Genomic DNA, 19,170 nt, shown 5'->3' on the forward strand with positions numbered 1-19,170 from the left:
CTCTCCTCCCCTCATCTTGCCGGATTTGCCGATCTGTGTCAAACGCCCCCTGTTTAATTCGGCACCGGCACGTTTAATAAGTTGAATCCAGACAAAACCGCAAAAATCGCCAAATTCGCCCAGAAAACGATAATCCGATTCGAAACGTATGAACGTACACCTAGCGATCCGCCATTTACTAAAGCTTTGGAAGGTGAAGGACATGAGCAGTTCGAAAGATTTCATGCAAAGTCAATTGAAAAAATGGAAAAGTGCCGCCACCCAGTTCATCTCGGCCGAGGAAAATCAAACGCACGAAGAAGCGACTCTCATCGAGCTTGAGCCCGAGTACGCAGAGAAATGCCGTCAGCTGGCCGAAATTCAGCATACGACCGTTGCGTCCGTTGTACATTATATTTTGGAACAGCACTTTGCGCTGAGAAGCCATGAGCGGGTGTTCCAGGCGAGCCCCCTGCAGCTCGAGAAAAACCCGCTGCTGGCCCTCGACGGTTTGACCGTCAGCAGACAAACAAGCGCTTCGAGGGAGGTAGCGGCCGATGACTTCTTATGAGCAGACGAATCTGTCGCAAGCGGTTTTCCTGGAGCAGTCCGCCTGGATGGCGTTTATGAACCCCGAGGACCCGTATTACTTAAAAGCGCGCTCGCTTTTTTACGACCTCAGCGATTTGGACCGCCCTCTGGCAACGACGAATTACGTCGTGTTCGAAACCCACCAGTGGCTGCGCAATCATTTTGATTACACCGACGCGCAGGTGTTCCTCAATACGGTGGACAAAGCCGTCCAGCAGGGCGTGCTGACCATCATTCCCGGCGGTTCGGAGCTCGAACACGAGTCCAGACGACTGCTGATGGAATACCCGGATTACCGGTTTTCCCTGAATGAAGCGTTAACCGCCGTCGTACTGCTGCATTACCGCATGAAACGGATCTTCACGTTTAATCCGAACTACGCGTTCCTCTCCAGGCTCGATCGCGAAATTAAAGTGATTCCGAGCGTTTGGTAGCGCCTCCGCTTCCAACGCAAACAACCCGACCTTCCTACTGGAATGGTCGGGTTGTTTGTATGCGTAAAGATTATCCCAGGACGACGCGATCGTCGGCGAACTTCGCCCCGCGGATGTTTTCAAACTGCTGAAGCAGCCCTTCAACGGTCAAGCCCTGTTTCTCATGTGCAGGCACATCGAGAATGATGCCGCCCTTGTCCATCATAATGAGACGGTTGCCGAGCCGGATCGCCTGCTCCATGTTGTGCGTGACCATCAGCGTCGTCAGCTTCAACTCCGCCACGATCTGCTCGGTCAGCGATGTGATCAATTCCGCGCGCGACGGGTCGAGCGCGGCCGTATGCTCGTCCAGCAGCAGAATGCGCGGCTCCGTGAACGTTGCCATCAGAAGGCTGAGCGCCTGGCGCTCCCCGCCCGACAACAGCCCGACCTTGGCGTTCAGCCGATCCTCCAGCCCGATGCCGAGACGGCTGAGCTGTTCGCGGTACCACTGGCGTTTGCGCGACGTGACGCCGATCGAGAGGCCCCTCCGCTTGCTCCGCATGGCCGCCATGGCCAAATTTTCCTGAATCGTCATCGTTGGGGCAGTCCCCGCCATCGGGTCCTGAAAGACGCGGCCGATCCAAGCGCTGCGGCGAAATTCCGGCAGCGTGTCGACCTGTTTGCCGTCGATTTGAACTTTACCCGCATCCGGCGCCATCACGCCGGAGATAATGTTCATCAGCGTCGATTTGCCGGCGCCGTTACTGCCGATAACCGTAACGAAATCCCCTTCGGCCAGATGCAGATTGATCCGCGCGAGCGCCACCTTCTCATCCGGTGTGCCCGGGTTGAACAACTTGGATACTTGCTCGATCCGTAACATCAGCGTTTCCCCTCCTGTCTGCCCTTTCTGCGAACGCCCACAACGTTCTCCGCTTCCAGTTCAAGCGCCCGGCGGCGCATAACGGCTTTCTGGCGAAGTGACTTGCGCACCATCGGCAGGGTCAAGGCGCCGATGACGATCAGCGCGGTCATCAGCTTCATATCGGTCGGCTCCAAGCCGACACGCAGCGCCAGCGCCACGATCAACCGGTACACGATCGAGCCTAGAACGACCGCGAGCGTAGCGCGAAAGACGGTTCGGGCGCCAAACAACGCCTCGCCGATAATGACGGAGGCAAGCCCGATCACGATCATCCCGACACCCATTGTAATTTCGGCGAACGCCGAATACTGCGCAATCAGCGCTCCGGACAAGGCGACAAGTCCGTTCGATAAACTGAGGCCGACAATGATCGTGTTGTCCGTGTTCACCCCGAAGCTGCGGATCATCCGCGGATTGTCTCCGGTCGCCCGTAAAGCGAGCCCCAAATCCGTATGCAAAAACCAGTCAAGCGCCAGCTTGACAATCAGAATCGCAAACGGCATCACCCACAGCACCGACAGGTTGGTGATCAGCGTATCCACACCGAGCAGCGGAATATTCGCCTTGCCCATGATCCGCAAGTTGATCGAATATAAAGCGATCATCATCAAGATACCGGAAAGGAGCGCGTTGACCTTTCCCTTCGTGTGCAGCAGGCCGGTGAGCGCGCCCGCCGCCAATCCGCCGACGAATGCGACGAACGTCGAGACGAGCGGCGAAGAGCCGCCCGCAATCATAACGGCCGCTATGGCGGCGCCGGTCGTGAAGCTGCCGTCCACCGTCAAGTCGGGAAAGTCCAAAATCCGGAACGTCAAATAAACGCCCAGCGCCATAATTGCATAAAACAACCCGAGCTCCAGCGAACCTTTTAACGCAAACATTGTACTTGCGAGCATTGCTAATTCCCTCCAGTAAAGCAGGAAGAGTGACCTTCTCTAACCAAGAGAGAGGTCACCCCCCAGCACAAATTCGAATCCTTCGTTCCTGAATCTTATTTCGCTGCGTTCAACAGATTGTTTTTATCCTGCATTTTGGCTTTCATGGAATCGGTGATTTCCACACCCTGCGCCTTAGCCGCAGCGGCATTGATGATCAGGTCGAGCTTGTCCGGATAGCTGACTTTCATATCGCCCGGTTTGGCACCTTTCAAAATTTCGACCGCCATTTTGCCTGCTTGGTATCCGTGATCGTAATATTTAAAGCCGTAGGTCGCGATCGCGCCCTTTTCCACCGTATCGCGGTCGCTGGAGAAGAACGGAATTTTCTTGTCGGTTGCTACTTTGATGATCGATTCAACCCCGCTCACGACCGTATTATCGAGCGTGATGTAGATCGCATCGGCGCGCCCGACGAGCGATTCGGCCGCTTGCTTCACATCGGACGGATTCGCCACCGACGCTTTCACAACTTTAACATTGTGCTTGGCTAAAGCGGCTTCCGCCGTTTTCACCATGAATGCGGCGTTCGGCTCGCCTTCGTTGACGACGACACCGACGGTTTTCACCTTCGGAAACTCGGACGCAATGAAGTCCATCAGCTTCGGTACGGCATCGGGATGCGTATCGGCTGCGCCGGTTACGTTGCCGCCCGGCTTGTCCAGGCTCGTGACGAGCTTCGCGCTAAGCGGATCGGTAACGGCGCCGAACAGGACCGGCGTATCTTTGACGTTCTGCACAACCGCTTGAGCCGAAGGCGTAGCGATCGCGAAGACAAGATCCTTCTTGTCGGCGGCGAATTTTTGCCCGATCGTCAAGTTGTTCGTGGAATCGCCCTGCGCATTCTGATAGTCGACCTGCAGGTTTTCTTTGTCGACGAATCCGCCGTCCTTCAATGCCGCCAGAAACCCTTCTCTTGTCGCATTCAAGGAAGGATGCTCGACGATCTGCGAAATTCCGACTTTAACTGTCTTTTTCGCTTCCGGAGCATTGGAAGCGCTTCCTGCACTTTGGCCTTCAGTAGATGGTTTCGTTCCACAGCCTGCCAGAACCAGCGGTACTGCAATCAGCAACGAAACAATTTTTAATGAAGTTTTCAATTTACGATGACCCCCCGTTTGGTGTAACGTGAACATGCTTTAAAGTAATAATGTTATAATAGTATGGACGTATTGATTCCGTCAATATAGAATAGACTGTTGTTCAGTTGGCTTTCGGCGTCATTATCAATATTTTTGCCTGATCAGTCATGAATACTATCCATAAATTGGTCATTATTTTCGGAACAGCTCACCCGAATTACCGGAGGCCCTTCATGAAAATCGCCGTTTTCGTCCTGCTGCTCATGCTTTACCCGCTATTTCTGCGCTTGATTCATATCTCCGATCTGCGGGCGATCCCGCTGGTCGTTCCATACGCGCTCGCCTCGCTGTCATTTCTTATCATCGGCTCCGAGCTTTTGTCCTGGTTGTTCAAAAAGAAAAAATAAGGCGCCGCCCTTCGTCCGCCGAAGGTAGGACAAGGTCTGCTCTGCTGATCGGCAAGCAAGCCGTTCTTGCGGGAAGGTGAAGATGCTCGTCCGCAGCCTGAACAAAGCCGTCGAGGCGTTCTCGGCCGCTTTGTGTTCGGTCGGTTTACACATTCTCACGCTGCGTCGCTTCCCCATCCCGTACCCGCCGAAGGATCGGCGCTAACGGGAGCCGTAACCAGCCGCAGGCCAATTTCCGCCTTCGGGGGAATTCCTCCATAAATCGTTACGATCCAATAATACCGAGCGCGCCGCAGCCTATGCCAAGGACAACTACAGCCCACGGCGGCATTCTCCAAAATTGCAGCAATCCGAACATGACGACGGCGAAGGCCGCGTCGGTCCTGTGCGTCACCGCCGACGTCCAAATCGGATCATACAGCGCGGCGCCCAGAATTCCGACAACCGCCGCATTTACGCCCGCTATAACGCCTTGTAAGCGGGGCTTCCCGCGCAGTTCGTTCCAGAATGGCAGCGCCCCCCATACGAGCAGAAACGCCGGCAAAAAAATTGCGGCCGTCGCAACGACGGCACCGACGACGCCGTATGCCGTCATGCCCAGGTAAGAGGCAAACGTGAACATCGGACCCGGAACCGCTTGAACGGCGCCGTAACCGGCCAAAAAGTCGGCATCCCCGACCCAGCCGGCGGGGACGACCTCCCGCTCGAGCAGCGGCAGCACGACATGTCCGCTGCCGAACACGAGCGAGCCGGCGCGGTAAAACACTTCGAACATCGCCAGCAGCGGATGCGCGAAGAAGTGGCGGCCTATCGGCAGCAGCGTGAACAGCGCGGCGAACAGAACAAGGAAGAGGGCACCGGTTCGCTTGCTTATCGTCAGCTTCAACTGTGCCGGATCGCCCTCCGTTTCATGCCGCAGGCGCCAATACCCGAACAGCCCGGCAGCCAGCAGCAGCGCGATTTGCGCGTAGGCGCTCTCGACGAGCAGCACAACGGCGAACGCGCCGAAGGCGATCGAAGCCCGTACGCGGCCGGCCGCCAGCTTTTGCCCCATGCCGATAACCGCTTGTGCGACTATAGCTACGGCAACAAGCTTAAGGCCGTGAATCCATCCGCTTTGTGCCGCATCCGTCCCCTGCAGCAGAACAGCAAACCATACGAGCGCCAGCACCGACGGTCCCGTGAAGCCAAGCCAAGCCGCCACCCCGCCGAGCCAACCGGCGCGCAGCGTTCCGATGCCGATGCCGACCTGACTGCTCGCAGGTCCGGGCAAAAATTGGCACAGTGCCACCAAATCGGCGTAGCTCCGGTCATCCATCCATCGTCTGCGATTCACGTATTCACTGCGAAAATAACCCAAATGTGCGATCGGACCGCCGAAGGAGGTCAATCCCAGCTTCAGGGATACGATAAAAATTTCAAATAAAACGGAGAAACGGGACCGTTTCCTTGCTTCGTCGACATTCGGCTTGGAAGCGGCGCTTCCTGCTTTTCCCACAATGGTCATAAGCTTACCTGCACTCCTTCAGCGCTTCGATTCTCTATATCCATGACCAAGCCCCCGATACGTACAACCCTAACCCAAGTAATGCTCCGCCGAGCAAAGCCGCAAACGCCTCACCCCAAGCCACCGAACGCTTGACCAGCTGGACCATTGCTAAATTAAACAGGCTGTGCAGCGGAATCAGGATAAACACCGTCCAGGGGATCGACGCTACAATCAATGTCGCGCCAATATGAAACGCGCTAGCGGACAGGCGCTCGACGATCCCCCATAACGGATGTGATTGGGTTAAGCCCTGCGACTCCAGTATAGCTTTCGCCTGAAGCGCTTGCTCATCCTGTCGGTGAGCAAGCGCTGAAATCGCGACGACCTGGATCATCACATAAACGACCTCGACCGCCGCCCAGCCTTGCCCGAGCGAAGCCGCCCAGCTCACCTGAACCGACGTAAGCGCCAGCAAGCCATAGCGAACGCCTTCCTCCAGCGGACCGGAGGATGCGTATAGGATGGTCTTGCCGAAACCGGGCTTCTTCATCGCCAGCACGGATAATGGACCTCGCAGCATGAAAGCGACGACCCAGCCGGCCGCTCCCAAGCCGAACGCCGTCCATATGAGCGGGAACCCGCTATAGGCGAAAGCTCCGGCAAACAGAACCGGAACGAGCAAGTATAGCGGAACCAACCGCTTGGCGATACGGGCATTATTCAAGAACGGATCTGTACTCATGGCGACTCCTCCTGTTTCCTCTTTGGCTCGGGAATAACGATGTTCGTAAATGCCCTTCTCCGTCGATCAGGCGCAGGCCCGTTATCCATCCGGCGCATAAGCGACGCCTTGATTTCTTCAAACAACTCGCGATATTCGTCATCGCTTAAATAAAGCGTCGTTTGCCTCATTGAAATGCCGTCCCGCTGCATATCATATTCGTCCTGAGCCACATACCGTCCGAAATCGCCGATCAGACCCGAAACAAACTTCATGAATAGCTCCATGTGTTCCTCCGCGCTCATCGCCGTCAGTTCTTCGTTCGGCACGCTTTCAGCATGCTCCCCGATCGCATACCATTTCTCCTTCGCGCCGCGCTGCTTACGCTGCTCGACGACGACGATCAATCCGGCTTGTTCCAGTTTGTTCAGATGGCGATACATCGTCGCTTGGGGAATGTCCGGGAATAAGGCGCTTAGCTGCTGCCTGGTGAGCTTGCGTCCTTGTATAAGCGCTTGAATGATTTTCAAACGAACGGGATGCAAAATAAGATCCGCTTTAGATTCCGTCATAACCGTACACCTCCTATAACGTTATTATTATTGATAATGATAATAATGTCAAGACCAATCTGATCGAATATAAGAGTACTCCAATAAAAAATAAAGCAGCGCCGATCTCCTTTTTGCCGTTTCTAATCAACCGTCCCGTCTCCCTTCGTTCTCCGTGCCTGATCTCCCCATCAACAGCAGATCGCTTCGTTCAGTATACCCTTTATTTGGAAGCGTGCTGAACAGGCAATAGTCCAGCGCGTTCACTGGACTTAGGTCGGGATGAAGCCATGTCGATACTAGTGGATACAGCACGTCTTCCAAGCTAACGGTTATGATGGCCGTTTTTGCAGCATCCTACTTCTGACCTATCAACAATTCGTGAAGGAGGCGAACAAATCGATGGAGCCTGACAACAGAGAGGGTATAGACGGGCTTGACGCACAGCAGACCGAAGAACTGGAGGCTACCCGGACGGTACAAGCCAACGAGGCGATGGACGATGCTTTTTACGGAAACCAAGCGCAGAACGAACGTGATATGCTGAATGCGGCAGAAGTCAACCGCAACCAATCGTAATGCTTTAACGCCCTTCAAGAAGCGTAAGCCGCATCCTGAAGGGCGTTATGTTTTCGCTCTATATGCGGCGATATCCGTCAAGAATCGCCGCGAGCTCCCGCTGACCGTCGCCTAATCTCGCGCCGTACTGCCGGGGCGACCTCCGTGGCCAAAAGCTCGATGGCGGCTGCTACCCTGGCGAAGGGCTGCCCGCCGATATCGATTTGCGCAACAAAGCGGTTATGTCCGAACATCTCATACTGGTACATGATTTTGTCGATGATTTGCTCCGGGCTGCCGACGGCCAGACCTTCTTCAGGGCGGACGAACCGCTCGAAATCGGATCGCGTTATCGTGAAGCTGCGCCCTCTCTCCCGCATCAGGGGGCCCCAGTAATTGGCATAATACGGGTAAAATTCATCCAGAGCCTGCCGGGATGTCTTCGCGATATACCCGTGGCTGTTCACAGACACCTTGAGGTTCGCAGGAGGATGACCTGCTTCCAGATAGGTTCGCCTGTAGATGTCGACCCGCGGCTTGAAGAAGGACGGATCGCCGCTGAGCAGCGCCATCGCCATCCCTTTCCCCAACAGACCGGCTCTCGCCGCACTCTCCAGGGTTCCCCCGACGCCGATCCAGATCGGCAGCGGTTCCTGTATGGGGCGGGGCGAGATTTCGGCATCCTGCAAGGCCGAGCGGAATCGGCCGTCCCAGGTGACGCGTTCCTTGGCACTCAGCTCAAGCAACAGCGCGATTTTCTCCTTGAACAGCTCTTCATAATCGTCCAGCTTATAGCCGAACAGCGGGAAAGATTCAACAAACGCCCCGCGTCCGGCGATGATCTCCGCGCGGCCGTCCGAAATCAAATCCAAGGTCGCGAAATCTTCGAACACCCGCACAGGATCGGAGGTGCTGAGCACCGTCGTGGCGCTCGTCAACCGAATGCGCTTGGTCACCTGGGCAATGGCGGCCAAGACAACGGGTGTGGAAGAAGCCGCAAAATCCAGCCGGTGATGCTCGCCGAAGCCGAAGACGTCGAGCCCCGCCTCATCGGCAAGCTTGGCCGCCGCCACGATTTCTTCCAGACGCTGCCTGGCGCTCAGGGTCCGTCCGGTTTGCGGATCGGGCAGCAAATCCCCGAAAGTGTACACGCCGAACTCAAAATCCGGCCCATGCGCTCTGTTTGATTCGTCATTCATAGGGATGGATCAGCTCCTCGGAAAAGTAGTCAATCTCGTAACAAGTGCTCTGAGTTTATTATGCATCTAAAAGGGAAATTCCGGAAGTAGGCTTTTGGCTGCTGATCTTCATCGCCGTCGTTCCTTCCAAGCCTCGCGATGGAAGATGTGATTTAAATCACTTACCTTTTTATTTCACTCCGCTATGATGGTTCTAAGGACGACAGAGGCAAACAATACGATCTGAAATGGGGGAGTATACGAATGCAAACGGTAATAAAAACGGAGAAAAAGAAACAATTTGACGGCCTTCCGCTAGTTATCCTCGTATTCTGCGCGGTCCTTTCGTCACCGTTAGTTTATTTCTTAATTCACCTTATGCTTGGGAACGAAGAACTTTTTATTTACGTTAATTAATAAAGCTGATCGAATAGCCTGACTGCAGGAGACAGTCAGGCTATTTGCGTTCAATATGAATTCGAGCCCGCGGGAGCGATGCATCCTGTATGCATTTACCTCTTCCTTTAACTCAACAAGGAAACATGGGCAACTGAGCCGAACGAATGGCCCCCTGCGGTACTAACGCGATGAAACCGGATGAAATGCAGGATGCACCAAGCCTGTTTCCGAGCGAATGACGCGAGCAATTCGCTCGGCATACCCCTCCAGCAAAGCAGCATCGGGGCCCTCAACCATAACACGAATGAACGGCTCCGTTCCGGAGGGACGTACAAGCACACGCCCTTCGTCCCCAAGCTCCGCCTCAACCGCCTCTATCGCCCTCTTAATGCGGACATTGGCATCCCAGCCTTGCTTGCTAGCGGCCGGAACATTCACAAGCAGCTGCGGGTACGAGCGCATGATTTGGCGTAACTCGCTCAAGGGTCGCCGTGTTTTCACCAACACACTTGCCAGCTGGACAGCGGTTAGAATACCGTCTCCTGTCGTGTTGAGATGCAGCATAATCGTGTGACCCGACGGTTCACCGCCCAGTACATAGCCTCCTTTACGCATGGCCTCCACGACATAGCGATCTCCGACAGCCGTCTGAATCAGGTTAATATTCAAGGCTCTCATGGCTTTAACAAAGCCCATATTGGACATGACGGTGGTGACTACTGTATTCCGGTCCAGCTTACCGGCGTCAAGCAAACTGCGTGCCAGAATTGCCGTTATATAGTCGCCATCCACAAGCTCCCCTGTCTCATCCACCGCAATCAAGCGATCTGCGTCGCCGTCGAATGCAAGGCCTAATTGCGCCCCTTCCCGCACGACTGCCTTCCGCAGTTCATCCGGATGCGTAGAGCCGCAGTTTGCATTGATATTGATCCCATCCGGCTCTGCAGCCAAGGGAATGACATTCGCTCCCAGGGCACTAAACACAGCCGGCGCAATCCGGGCTGCCGCGCCATTCGCACAATCTACGACAACCTTCATTCCGTTCAGACGAACAGACGCTGTATTCTCCAGAAATTTCGCATACATTTCAGCTGCATCTTTACGCACAGACAGACGCCCAAGATCAGCTCCAACAGGACGCGGCAGCCGGTCATCCGGCTGATCCATCAAATCCTCAATCTGATCTTCCAGCTCGTCAAGCAGCTTAAAGCCGTCACTGCCAAAAAACTTAATTCCGTTATCCGCTACAGGGTTATGCGAAGCGGAAATCATCACACCGGCATCCGCTTGCAAGGTTCGAGTTAAGTAGGCAACGCCTGGCGTTGGGATAACACCCGCTTGAATAGCCGTGGCCCCTACCGAAAGGATCCCGGCAATTAAAGCAGACTCTAGCAGATCGCCCGAAATACGAGTATCTTTGCCGACTACAATCGACGCCTTGGCTTTCTGTTTCGTGATCAGATACGCACCTGTACGCCCGAATTTATAGGCTAGTTCCGGAGTCAGTTCCTGATTGGCCAAGCCTCTCACACCGTCTGTTCCAAAATAACGTCCCATTATGCATTCCCCTTTCCTTAGCGCCACCGCAATGGTTCGGCGTATTCCAGTTTGGTTGGTTACTTGTTCCACTGCTTCAAATAAGACGGAGTATCTCTCATCACAATGGCAATTCGTGCTGCTCTATGCCCAGCCGTTCGGAATTGCGTTCGTGGAGTCCCAACCTTGTCCCGATGCCGTCCTATTCCTTTAAACGGCCCCAGCCGTCATAATCATGCACGGCATATCCGGTAAAAGGAGCGCGGCTGATAAGCGCTTCGCCCACGGTGCCGAGCTCGCGCATCATTTGCAAGCTGCCTTTGTCGAAATAGGAGATGGGGCCCTCGGAACTCGGCAATGTTTCCACCGCCACGATGACGGACTTGCCGTTTCTCTCCGCCTCGCCCAGCTCTGTAGCAATGCTGCTGATGATGTCTGCCGCATTGTCGCGGTAAGCCATGAGGGTCGTTTGGTCAAGCTTGCCGATCATCCAGTTGGACAAGGTTGTCCGCCCCCCCTCCCCGTCCGGCACGTTGAATTGCTCCAGCCAGACCGGCAAATCCGCACCGGCGATCAAATCGGGGGTTTCAATTTTCATTTCTTCGACAAATCCGCTCACCGTATCCCGCCAAAGCCCCAGCATCGTATCCGTATCCTCATACCATGCCCGCATGACGTACGGCTCGACATCGAGATGGATTCCTTTAAACCGTTCCTCGGCTGCAACGCTGTTGTTGTATGTTTTCACCCAATTGATCAGCTTGTACATCTTAATCTGTTTGTCCTGAAGGATCCAATCTGGAGCTCCTCCCAGAGCATGAACCTCAATTCCGCGGGCGGCAGCCTCCCGGATAAAGCCGCTGTAGTCACTCGTCTGAACATCCGGATCGGCCTGCAAAAAAATAAGATTGACGCCGTTCTGCCGGAGAAATTGGAATGTGCCTTCTCTGTCCTTCAGCAGCGTACCTGTATTCCACAGCCAAGTGGCTTTATGTATCGGGCGATCCGCTGCCGCGGCATATACCTGACGGGTCAAACCGGCTTCCGCCGGAAGGGCGACAAGGGCCTGGGTAAAAGCTAAACAAATGACCAGTACTTTTCCAACAAAGCGGGATCTTGACCGTAGACGTTGTCTTTTCACTTATGAACTCCTTCGATATCGTATTTTTCAGCTGCATACAAGGCAAATTATACCATTGTAGTTCGTTATAAAGAATGGTTCCTATGTCATTTTTTTCATTTTAGTAAAAATAGCTCAACTTTTGCATAGGGATGATAGAAGATCGCACCCAAGAATGCGTTATAACGAATTTCTTTAACTGCGAAACTATCGTTTGGTATAATGGATGCAAGCATTCTATTTAATCACCCAAGAACGAAAGAACGAGACCGGACGATCGCTATCCATGCTTAACCCCGCGTACATCGATTCACAAACTTTGGGAGAAATACAATAGTGGCGGCAAAGGAGAGCTGAATCGGATATGTTGCATAATTGCAGTAGCGGGGTAAGGATTTGATATGATTATAGTGATGGTGATGCTCATGTGGTTATCGGCAGGCTTTACAACTTCGTCCCCTTCCTCGGCAGACTCCTTGCCATCCAACATGCCAAGGGCAACCTGGCTGTGGAATACTTCGCTCATCGGTACGAACGCAGGGCGAACCGACATTTTGCAATTTGCCAAAAATGAGCGGGTCGAACGCATCTACTTACAGGTGAACCGGGATGTCGCCCAAAGCGATTATCGAAGCTTCATCCAAGCGGCGGCGGACAGCGGTATTCAAATCCACGCGCTGGACGGCGCTCCGAAGTGGGCACTTCCGGAAAACCGGAAATACATGACAGCTCTGGTCGATTGGGTAAAGTCCTATAACGCATCCGTGCTTGTTAACGAACGGTTTGCGGGCATTCAAGTGGACATCGAGCCTTATCTGCTGCCGGATTGGACCGCGGACCAACATGCGGTTGCCGTGAATTGGCAGCAATCCATTGCCTATTTTCATGATCTGGTGAAGAAGGATTCCGCCGCTTTAACGACATCCGCCGCCTTACCGTTCTGGCTCGACGGCATTCCGCTATCGGACGGCAGCGGCACGCTCAGCGAAGCGATGATGGGCAAGCTGGATGAAACCGCCTTGATGACCTACCGCAATCAAGCGCTGGACGTCATTGATTTGGCAGCGGAGGAAATAGCCTTAGCCGATCGTCTTGGCAAGAAGGTATGGATTAGCGTGGAAACGAATCCGGCGCCGGATACTCCGTATATCACCTTCAGCGGGGAAAGCAAGGCAGAAATGGAGCGCCAGCTGGCTGTCATCGACGGCTTGCTGAAAGCTCGCCCGTCTTATTCGGGCATCGCCGTTCATGATTACACCGGCTGGCGCCATATACGCAACTAAGGCTTGGCGGCTGCCGCTCCGTCCGGAGGAGTCGCTTTAGGCGGCTGTTTCCCGAGCTTGCCGAACGCCTCCTTCAGAATCGGATAGCTTTGCTTGAGACGCTCATGCGATGCCGGCTTGTTCCAGTTATCCCACTTGTAAGCGACAGGCTCTGCCGGGTTCGAATTTCCGGAGAGATGCGGCTCAACCCGGACCGCCTTGCTTTCCTCCATCTTAAACGCCGCTGCTTGATAAGGGTAACGCCATACCTTGTGCGAGCTGGGATCGGTAAATCCGAGCAGCATCCAGGGCACGCGAACCTCGATGACAGACCCGGCGGCGTGCCAGTCGGCCAAATTGTTGAACTCGGCGCTCTTCGGGTCTGTCGTGCCGTGATGCAGCCGGCCGATCTCGACATCCTCGAACGGCACCGGCTTCTTGCTTTGCGGGAGCACCAGCGGTTTGCTGACCGGCAGCCTCCACGGCAGGAAGAGACCGTTCTCTGCCTGAGACCAGGCTTCCTGCCAGGGCATCATACGGTTCACGAAGCCATACTGCCAGGCATGGTAATCATACGCGCTTTGCACATAGATGGCCGAGTCGTTCTCCCCGCTCAGCTTCATAACAAACTCCTGACCGCCGCTGAAGGTGATGCCAGGCGCTTTATCCGCCTTCGCGCTCCCGCTATCCACCGTATCAAAGCCGATATAAAGCGGCTGTTCCCCCGGCTTCCAATCGCCGTTCTTATTTTTCAGCAGCAAGTACAGGTAAGCTTCATCATGCGAGACGGTGAGGCTGTACCCCGGATAATCCCGGCTTTCGGTGTTTTTTCGGCGGTCCCAATCATCCGTCTTCCCGTCAAGCACGATCGTGTCCTCCTGCGATTTGCCCGGTTCCACCGCAAGCAAGCCGAAATGCTCCTCGTTCGTCAGCATGTTTCGCCACATGGGACGGCGGTCGATCGGCGAATCCAGCTCCATCGTGTTCCAAGTGATCTTGAACCATTCATCCTGCCAGGCGAACAGGACTGCGCCATCCAAGTTCTCGTTGTAAATACTGCGGTACAAATCGGCGTCGATTTCCCCCTGTTCTTTTTCCGAATGCATGCCTTGATTGCGGTTTAGCGGACCGTAGTGGGCCATACCGCGCGAGCTCGGCACGCCGTATTCCGCCACGATCAGCGGGATGCCCTTGTGATGCTCCCGCAACTCGTGCAGGTACCCCGCATACGGATTGATGTTCCCTTCGCTGTCTTTGTAGGTTTGATACTTCTCCTCGTACCGCAGCAGGTCCGGGTAATACGGGTAAATGTGATAGGAGGCGAAATAGCCGGCCTTCCAGCCCGCTTGCGGACGAACCTGCATAGGGTCCACCGAGACCAGGTCTTCGGTATCTGATGGTTCGTTCGGGTGGGTCAGCGGGTCGGTGGTCACCCAATTGGTGAACGAAACCGGATGCTGCCAGCCGAATTTCATATCCTCCTGCGCCAACGTGTCCAGCATTTGAGCCAGCCAGCTTTCAAAAGGGGAGGCCCCGGAAGCCGCCTGAAAATAGGTACCTTGAAACGGCTTCATACCGGGATGCGCATCGTTCGTCGCTTTCACGGTGTAAGGGTCCCACTCGATGCCAACCACCCAGCCGAGCACATAAGGCGATACGTCGGCTTCGAATTTGCCCGAAGCATGACCGGACTCCGCCTTCCTCTTCAACTGCCCGTGGATGACCTGAACGGCATCCCGGATCTCTTTCCGGAACTGGTCGATCGTGTCCTGCTGCAGCGCATCATAGCCCTGCCCGCCCGCGCCGACGAGCTGTTCCTCAGGCGCCCAGATGCCCTGCAGGATGTAAAGCGGGTCCTTGCGTCCGGCATTGAATTCGGCCAGCGCTTCATAGAAGTGCGGCGGCAAAATCGTATAAATCCGGACGACATCCGCATGCATAGCCTTGATTTGTCCGAACCATCGCAAGTAATCCTCCTTGGTCGGACTGAGCTCTCCGGGCGCATGCCCCGGAGTCGTAGCCCCCATGTTCACGCCGGACCAAAACTGCGGTTTCCACGCCTTCCCGTCGTAGACCTGCAGATGCCCGTCCTTAACGGCGGAGGTTTGCTTCACGCCCCCCTCATCGTACACCGGCAGGGCTGACACGGGAATGTCTTTGCTGCCGCCGGCAAACAGGTTTCGGGCCGTTTCGCCCCATGGCGGGGTGCAGCCCGCCAATAAGGCGAGAAGGACCAGCCCGGGCAGGATTCTTTTTTTTACCGAAATGACGTGCATGATACCCTCCTTGATCTTTACTTCGCTTTAACCTGCATCTCCTGTTTATCCTGATCTACGCAGAGGGTGGTTCCTGATTTAATCAGCGTCACCTTCTCGCTGCTGCAGACGAGCGGCGTTTCCTCCTTGAATTCGATGCCGTACGCTTTAAGCCGTTCCCGGTTGGACCAGCTGTAGGTAAACTCAGCTTTCACCGGCTGGGACGCCGACTGCAGCTGCGCCAGCTGGCCGCGGAGCTCCTCGCTCATCGCCCACTGCCTGGTCGTGAACGAGCCGCCGACCAACAGCGCATTCGCGGCAATCACGACAGCCAGTGCGATGCCGACGCCGTTCAAGAACCGGTATCCCTTCACACACAGGGCAAGCCATACGCAAATCAATGGCACGGTCCAGAGCTGGGGCACATAGCGTGCCCACCAGGCCGCCGGGTTGATCAAGGAAGTTACCACCACCAGCGCAATGACCCCGATGGCAGCCAAGGTGATTCCGGGGCGCCGCCGCAAGGCCAACGCCAGCACCAGCAGAGCAAGCAGCAGCGCACCGCTGAACAAAGGCCCGAAGCCGGCTACCGCGACATCATTCTCGGCATAGGTCGGCAGCGCTTGGGCGCTGAATATAAACGGCCATTGGAACTGCGTTGGCTTCTTATCCGTGCGGTTGCCCATCGGTTCGGCGAAGTAAGAGGCTGCCACCCGCTCGAAGCGGTTCATCCGTTCCAGATTGCGAGGCGTAAAGTTCTTCACAACATCGATGGCATTGTCCCCAGCAAGCGGATGAAAAGGATGCCCGTAGTGGAGCGTATTGGTCACGTAAGGATTGTATCCGACGAGAAGCACGCCGATCAGCCCCCCGACTGCCGCCATGCGAAACAGATGCTTCAGCCGGGCAAACTGCTCACCCATATACAGGGCAATGAGCAGCCCCACGGTCAGCACACCCGCGTAACCGACGGCGGTGAATTTGAGGTTCATCATCATGATCATCCCCAGCGTATACACCGTCGTCAGCAGCCAGCCCGGACGGGTGAAGATCAAGCACCCGAGCGCAAGCAGACATAGCAGCAGCGAACCCAGCAGTCCATCGACATAAAAGGTGAACGACTGGTAAACGCTGACCGGGTTAAGCGCAAGCAGCAGGGCCACCACCCAAGCGGTGACCTTGTTCTCAGGCTTCAAGGTCAGCAGCGCCGCCAGACTGAGCAGGCCGGAAGCCGCCATCATCATCAAGTTGATGACCTTGCTTGGCTCGAGCAGACCGGTTGCCATATAGATGGAAGCCGCGGCAATCTCGGCCGCCTTCGCGTAATGGTTAACCCAGATACTGTTGCCCGTCGGCATGGAAATTTCCTTATCGTAGACGGGGTTCCATCCTTCCGCCAAATGAATGATCGCTTCTTGGTGATAAGCCTGGCCGTCATAGGACAGATCGTAGAAATACCCGCACACCACGAAGCCGCCTATAAACAGCAAAGCGCTCAGTCCCGCCGACATGGCGAACACCTTCATGTGCTGTTCCTCCGCCAGCTTCTTCGACGCGATCCAGGAGAGCAAGGCGGCCAGAGCCGCCGCGAGCCAAAAGTCCGCCTTCATCACCGGCAGCCCGGCAAGAAACAGCAGCGCCGGGATCATAAAGGCGGCGACGTTGAGCGTCAGGAGCGTCATTCCGCTGACCAAACTAATAGATGCCATCCGGTTTCTCATAATGCCCACTCCCATTATCCGAAAAATCTTTGTATGTACCTGGACTAACCCGTCAGCTGCGAGGCGATCCAAGCAAGCAGCGTGCCGACCGCCAGGCCGCCAAGCACCTCTGACCGGGTATGCCCCTGCCTTTCTCTCAGGCCGGCCCCGCCGGCGGCGGCAATTTCGCGGGTCAGTTCGTTAATGCGTTTCGCGCTCTCCCCGACAGCGCGGCGGATGCCCACCGCATCGATCATCACGATGTAGGTCAAGGCGACGGCGAGACCGAACAGCGGCGTCCCCCAGCCCTGATCGAAGCCGATCAGCATGGCGACAGACGATACAACCGACGTATGCGTACTCGGAAAGCCGCCGTTGCCGATCAGCTTCCGGGCATCGCGGCCGTGCCGCACCCTGTTCACCGCATACTTCAGCGTCCCGGACACGAGCCAGGCGATGAAAGGCAGCGCCGGATACAAGAAGCCTGCACCGATGTCCACATCCACTCCCCCTTTCCGTTATGCTCGCGCAATGAGCAGCACGCCGAAGGAGATGAAGGCGGCGCCGATCCATGTTTGCATCGATAACGATTCATGAAACAAATAAAATCCTAGCACCATGACGACAATATAGCCCAAACTGACCATCGGATAAGCGGTGCTGAGCGGGAACTTCTTGAGCGCAAGCAGCCAGAACACCGAGCTTAAACCATAACAAGCCAGCCCTGCCGCAATCGGCCCATAAGACGCCATAGAGGACCAGGACAACATGGCGGCGCCCGCCGGTTTGGGTGTACCGACGCCCCATTTCATCAGCACCTGCCCCGCGGCGCCTAGCAATACGGATACGAATAACCATACATAATGGATCACCGCAGCTTCTCCCTTCCCAACCGAGCTTGTTTTAATTAATTGAAGAACAGCAGAATGCACACGACGGAAAATCCGTACAAAATCACCGTCAGCAAAATATGCTTATCCTCAAGCAGCAGCTTTTCCGGGCGGCCGCCCTTTCCTTCCATGTGAATCAGATACAAGTAGCGGAACACGCCGTAAAGCACGAAGATTAACGTCCACATCAGCTGGATCGTATGGCCCGAGGTAAAGGTGAACAGCGCGTAGCTCATAATCGTCGCCGTCGTCACGATCCCCGACATTTGGTTCAGCATCTCCATCGAATACGAATCCAGCACTTTGCGGTGCGAGCCCATGCCGTTCTGCATCAGCGCCAGCTCGTGCCTGCGTTTGCCGATCGCCAGAAACAAGGCCAGCAGCATCGTGCAAAGCAGGAACCACGGCGTTAACGGTACACCGATGACGAGACCGCCGCCTACCGCGCGCAGCACGAACCCGGAGGCGACGATGAGCAGGTCGACAATCACGACATGCTTGAGCCGCAGGGAATACAGCACATTCATGCAAAAATAGGCGGACAGCACAAGCCCGAAAGCAACCTGGAAGCGGAACGCCAGCATCAGGCAGCATGTCAGCAGGACGAAGCCGAACAGCAGCGCCGCCTGCGGATGAATCGCGCCGGAAGCAAGCGGCCGGTTCTTCTTCTCCGGATGCATCCGGTCCCGTTCCCGGTCTACGTAATCGTTCAGCACATACACGCAGCTGGAGACGAGACAGAACAGCACAAAGCCGACCAAAGCTTGACCGAGCATGTGCATGTCCGCCTGTTGAATGGAAAAGATCAGGGCAGCAAACACGAGCAAATTTTTCGTCCACTGCCGGGGCCGCATCAAGGCCAGATAGCGGATGGGAACCGGCCGGCTTCCCCAGCCTTCCAGCTCGGCGTGCGCTTTGGATTGGGACATGACCAAACCTCCTTTGTCATCGATTAGGTGCGGCTTATGTCTGATAATTACGGGTATACCTCCATTCCGCAATTCATTATAACGAACGAAAGATTCTTTATAAAGAACGATATTTGGTAGTATTTTGGAGAATATGGCAGTAAATCCACGTTTTTTGTTCTTTAAAACGGAATAATCCGAGCTGTTCAATTTTTAATTTGACGTTTTTTACGTTATACTCCAATTATTCGTTCGTTATAAGGAACGT

Annotated in this window: 19 protein-coding genes; 5 read left to right on the top strand and 14 right to left on the bottom strand. The window is 55.2% G+C overall.

Translation table 11 applies throughout. The features are described from left to right. The first annotated feature begins 202 nt into the window (after positions 1-202). Positions 203-550, top strand: coding sequence for a hypothetical protein (locus PVA01S_RS04615; protein WP_127605556.1), 348 nt, complete (start codon positions 203-205; stop codon positions 548-550). Beyond that, positions 537-1,004, top strand: a complete 468-nt coding sequence (locus PVA01S_RS04620; RefSeq protein WP_127605558.1) for a type II toxin-antitoxin system VapC family toxin — start codon at positions 537-539, stop codon at positions 1,002-1,004. The genes PVA01S_RS04615 and PVA01S_RS04620 overlap by 14 nt, the downstream gene beginning before the upstream one ends. 70 nt (positions 1,005-1,074) lie before the next feature. Here PVA01S_RS04620 and PVA01S_RS04625 read toward each other — a convergent pair whose 3' ends face one another. The 3 genes from PVA01S_RS04625 to PVA01S_RS04635 form a co-directional block, all read right to left on the bottom strand. After that, on the bottom strand, positions 1,075-1,869 hold the full coding sequence (locus PVA01S_RS04625) for an ABC transporter ATP-binding protein (RefSeq protein WP_054795228.1): 795 nt from the start codon (positions 1,867-1,869) through the stop codon (positions 1,075-1,077). Continuing rightward, complete coding sequence (locus PVA01S_RS04630; protein ID WP_230875990.1) at positions 1,869-2,807, bottom strand: ABC transporter permease; 939 nt, start codon at positions 2,805-2,807, stop codon at positions 1,869-1,871. Before PVA01S_RS04630 ends, PVA01S_RS04625 begins: the two co-directional genes overlap by 1 nt. A gap of 95 nt (positions 2,808-2,902) precedes the next feature. After that, positions 2,903-3,982, bottom strand: a complete 1,080-nt coding sequence (locus PVA01S_RS04635) for an ABC transporter substrate-binding protein (RefSeq protein WP_127605560.1) — start codon at positions 3,980-3,982, stop codon at positions 2,903-2,905. 179 nt (positions 3,983-4,161) lie between these two features. Here PVA01S_RS04635 and PVA01S_RS26465 point away from each other — a divergent pair, with 179 nt between their 5' ends. Continuing rightward, the gene (locus PVA01S_RS26465) at positions 4,162-4,335 is read left to right on the top strand and encodes a hypothetical protein (RefSeq protein ID WP_164751730.1); all 174 of its coding nucleotides are present in this window, start codon (positions 4,162-4,164) and stop codon (positions 4,333-4,335) included. 265 nt (positions 4,336-4,600) lie between these two features. Here the strand turns inward: PVA01S_RS26465 and chrA are convergent, their stop codons facing one another. The 3 genes from chrA to PVA01S_RS04650 are packed head-to-tail and all read right to left on the bottom strand — an operon-like array spanning position 4,601 to position 7,117. Next, on the bottom strand, positions 4,601-5,842 hold the full coding sequence (chrA, locus tag PVA01S_RS04640; protein ID WP_127605562.1) for a chromate efflux transporter: 1,242 nt from the start codon (positions 5,840-5,842) through the stop codon (positions 4,601-4,603). Positions 5,843-5,876: 34 nt separating this feature from the next. After that, positions 5,877-6,566 carry a hypothetical protein gene (locus PVA01S_RS04645; RefSeq protein ID WP_054795229.1) on the bottom strand — a complete coding sequence of 230 codons (690 nt, stop codon included), beginning with the start codon at positions 6,564-6,566 and terminating at the stop codon, positions 5,877-5,879. After that, positions 6,563-7,117: a helix-turn-helix domain-containing protein gene (locus PVA01S_RS04650; protein ID WP_127605564.1), complete on the bottom strand. Its 555-nt coding sequence runs from the start codon at positions 7,115-7,117 to the stop codon at positions 6,563-6,565. The genes PVA01S_RS04645 and PVA01S_RS04650 overlap by 4 nt, the downstream gene beginning before the upstream one ends. A 381-nt stretch (positions 7,118-7,498) precedes the next feature. Between PVA01S_RS04650 and PVA01S_RS26470 the strand changes: the two genes are divergently transcribed. Further along, positions 7,499-7,675 (top strand): hypothetical protein, encoded by a 177-nt coding sequence (locus tag PVA01S_RS26470; protein ID WP_155614264.1) that lies wholly within the window; start codon positions 7,499-7,501, stop codon positions 7,673-7,675. A gap of 77 nt (positions 7,676-7,752) precedes the next feature. Here the strand turns inward: PVA01S_RS26470 and PVA01S_RS04655 are convergent, their stop codons facing one another. The 3 genes from PVA01S_RS04655 to PVA01S_RS04665 all read right to left on the bottom strand — a co-directional run bounded on the left by PVA01S_RS04655 (position 7,753) and on the right by PVA01S_RS04665 (position 11,908). Beyond that, a complete protein-coding gene (locus tag PVA01S_RS04655) occupies positions 7,753-8,853 on the bottom strand; it encodes an LLM class flavin-dependent oxidoreductase (RefSeq protein ID WP_127605567.1) in 1,101 nt (366 codons plus the stop codon). Positions 8,854-9,411: 558 nt separating this feature from the next. Next, a complete protein-coding gene (glmM, locus tag PVA01S_RS04660) occupies positions 9,412-10,788 on the bottom strand; it encodes a phosphoglucosamine mutase (RefSeq protein WP_127605569.1) in 1,377 nt (458 codons plus the stop codon). 181 nt (positions 10,789-10,969) lie between these two features. Continuing rightward, positions 10,970-11,908 (bottom strand): hypothetical protein, encoded by a 939-nt coding sequence (locus PVA01S_RS04665; protein WP_127605571.1) that lies wholly within the window; start codon positions 11,906-11,908, stop codon positions 10,970-10,972. A gap of 380 nt (positions 11,909-12,288) precedes the next feature. Between PVA01S_RS04665 and PVA01S_RS04670 the strand changes: the two genes are divergently transcribed. Then, entirely contained in the window at positions 12,289-13,170 is an 882-nt protein-coding gene (locus PVA01S_RS04670) for a hypothetical protein (protein ID WP_127605573.1), read from the top strand. Here PVA01S_RS04670 and PVA01S_RS04675 read toward each other — a convergent pair. The 5 genes from PVA01S_RS04675 to PVA01S_RS04695 are packed head-to-tail and all read right to left on the bottom strand — an operon-like array spanning position 13,167 to position 18,923. Beyond that, on the bottom strand, positions 13,167-15,425 hold the full coding sequence (locus PVA01S_RS04675; RefSeq protein ID WP_127605575.1) for a hypothetical protein: 2,259 nt from the start codon (positions 15,423-15,425) through the stop codon (positions 13,167-13,169). The two genes, PVA01S_RS04670 and PVA01S_RS04675, sit on opposite strands and share 4 nt — an antisense overlap. A gap of 17 nt (positions 15,426-15,442) precedes the next feature. After that, positions 15,443-17,125 carry a hypothetical protein gene (locus tag PVA01S_RS04680; RefSeq protein ID WP_127605577.1) on the bottom strand — a complete coding sequence of 561 codons (1,683 nt, stop codon included), beginning with the start codon at positions 17,123-17,125 and terminating at the stop codon, positions 15,443-15,445. 44 nt (positions 17,126-17,169) lie between these two features. Further along, entirely contained in the window at positions 17,170-17,604 is a 435-nt protein-coding gene (locus PVA01S_RS04685) for a divergent PAP2 family protein (protein ID WP_127605579.1), read from the bottom strand. Positions 17,605-17,622: 18 nt separating this feature from the next. Continuing rightward, on the bottom strand, positions 17,623-17,976 hold the full coding sequence (locus PVA01S_RS04690; protein WP_164751731.1) for an SMR family transporter: 354 nt from the start codon (positions 17,974-17,976) through the stop codon (positions 17,623-17,625). 35 nt (positions 17,977-18,011) lie between these two features. Continuing rightward, positions 18,012-18,923, bottom strand: a complete 912-nt coding sequence (locus PVA01S_RS04695) for a decaprenyl-phosphate phosphoribosyltransferase (protein ID WP_054799074.1) — start codon at positions 18,921-18,923, stop codon at positions 18,012-18,014. Positions 18,924-19,170: the final 247 nt, after the last annotated feature.

It is taken from the genome of Paenibacillus validus NBRC 15382, from assembly GCF_004000985.1.
GTDB classification, from domain to species: Bacteria; Bacillota; Bacilli; order Paenibacillales; family NBRC-103111; genus Paenibacillus_G; species Paenibacillus_G validus.

Coding starts and splice junctions, on each gene's coding strand:
- PVA01S_RS04615 (WP_127605556.1), top strand. CDS start 203: ATGAGCAGTTCGAAAGATTTCATGCAAAGTCAATTGAAAAAATGGAAA.
- PVA01S_RS04635 (WP_127605560.1), bottom strand. CDS start 3,982: ATGTTCACGTTACACCAAACGGGGGGTCATCGTAAATTGAAAACTTCA.
- PVA01S_RS04650 (WP_127605564.1), bottom strand. CDS start 7,117: ATGACGGAATCTAAAGCGGATCTTATTTTGCATCCCGTTCGTTTGAAA.
- PVA01S_RS04620 (WP_127605558.1), top strand. CDS start 537: ATGACTTCTTATGAGCAGACGAATCTGTCGCAAGCGGTTTTCCTGGAG.
- PVA01S_RS04695 (WP_054799074.1), bottom strand. CDS start 18,923: ATGTCCCAATCCAAAGCGCACGCCGAGCTGGAAGGCTGGGGAAGCCGG.
- PVA01S_RS04625 (WP_054795228.1), bottom strand. CDS start 1,869: ATGTTACGGATCGAGCAAGTATCCAAGTTGTTCAACCCGGGCACACCG.
- PVA01S_RS04675 (WP_127605575.1), bottom strand. CDS start 15,425: ATGCACGTCATTTCGGTAAAAAAAAGAATCCTGCCCGGGCTGGTCCTT.
- PVA01S_RS04645 (WP_054795229.1), bottom strand. CDS start 6,566: ATGAGTACAGATCCGTTCTTGAATAATGCCCGTATCGCCAAGCGGTTG.
- PVA01S_RS04630 (WP_230875990.1), bottom strand. CDS start 2,807: ATGCTCGCAAGTACAATGTTTGCGTTAAAAGGTTCGCTGGAGCTCGGG.
- PVA01S_RS04670 (WP_127605573.1), top strand. CDS start 12,289: ATGATTATAGTGATGGTGATGCTCATGTGGTTATCGGCAGGCTTTACA.
- glmM (WP_127605569.1), bottom strand. CDS start 10,788: ATGGGACGTTATTTTGGAACAGACGGTGTGAGAGGCTTGGCCAATCAG.
- chrA (WP_127605562.1), bottom strand. CDS start 5,842: ATGACCATTGTGGGAAAAGCAGGAAGCGCCGCTTCCAAGCCGAATGTC.
- PVA01S_RS26470 (WP_155614264.1), top strand. CDS start 7,499: ATGGAGCCTGACAACAGAGAGGGTATAGACGGGCTTGACGCACAGCAG.
- PVA01S_RS26465 (WP_164751730.1), top strand. CDS start 4,162: ATGAAAATCGCCGTTTTCGTCCTGCTGCTCATGCTTTACCCGCTATTT.
- PVA01S_RS04680 (WP_127605577.1), bottom strand. CDS start 17,125: ATGAGAAACCGGATGGCATCTATTAGTTTGGTCAGCGGAATGACGCTC.
- PVA01S_RS04655 (WP_127605567.1), bottom strand. CDS start 8,853: ATGAATGACGAATCAAACAGAGCGCATGGGCCGGATTTTGAGTTCGGC.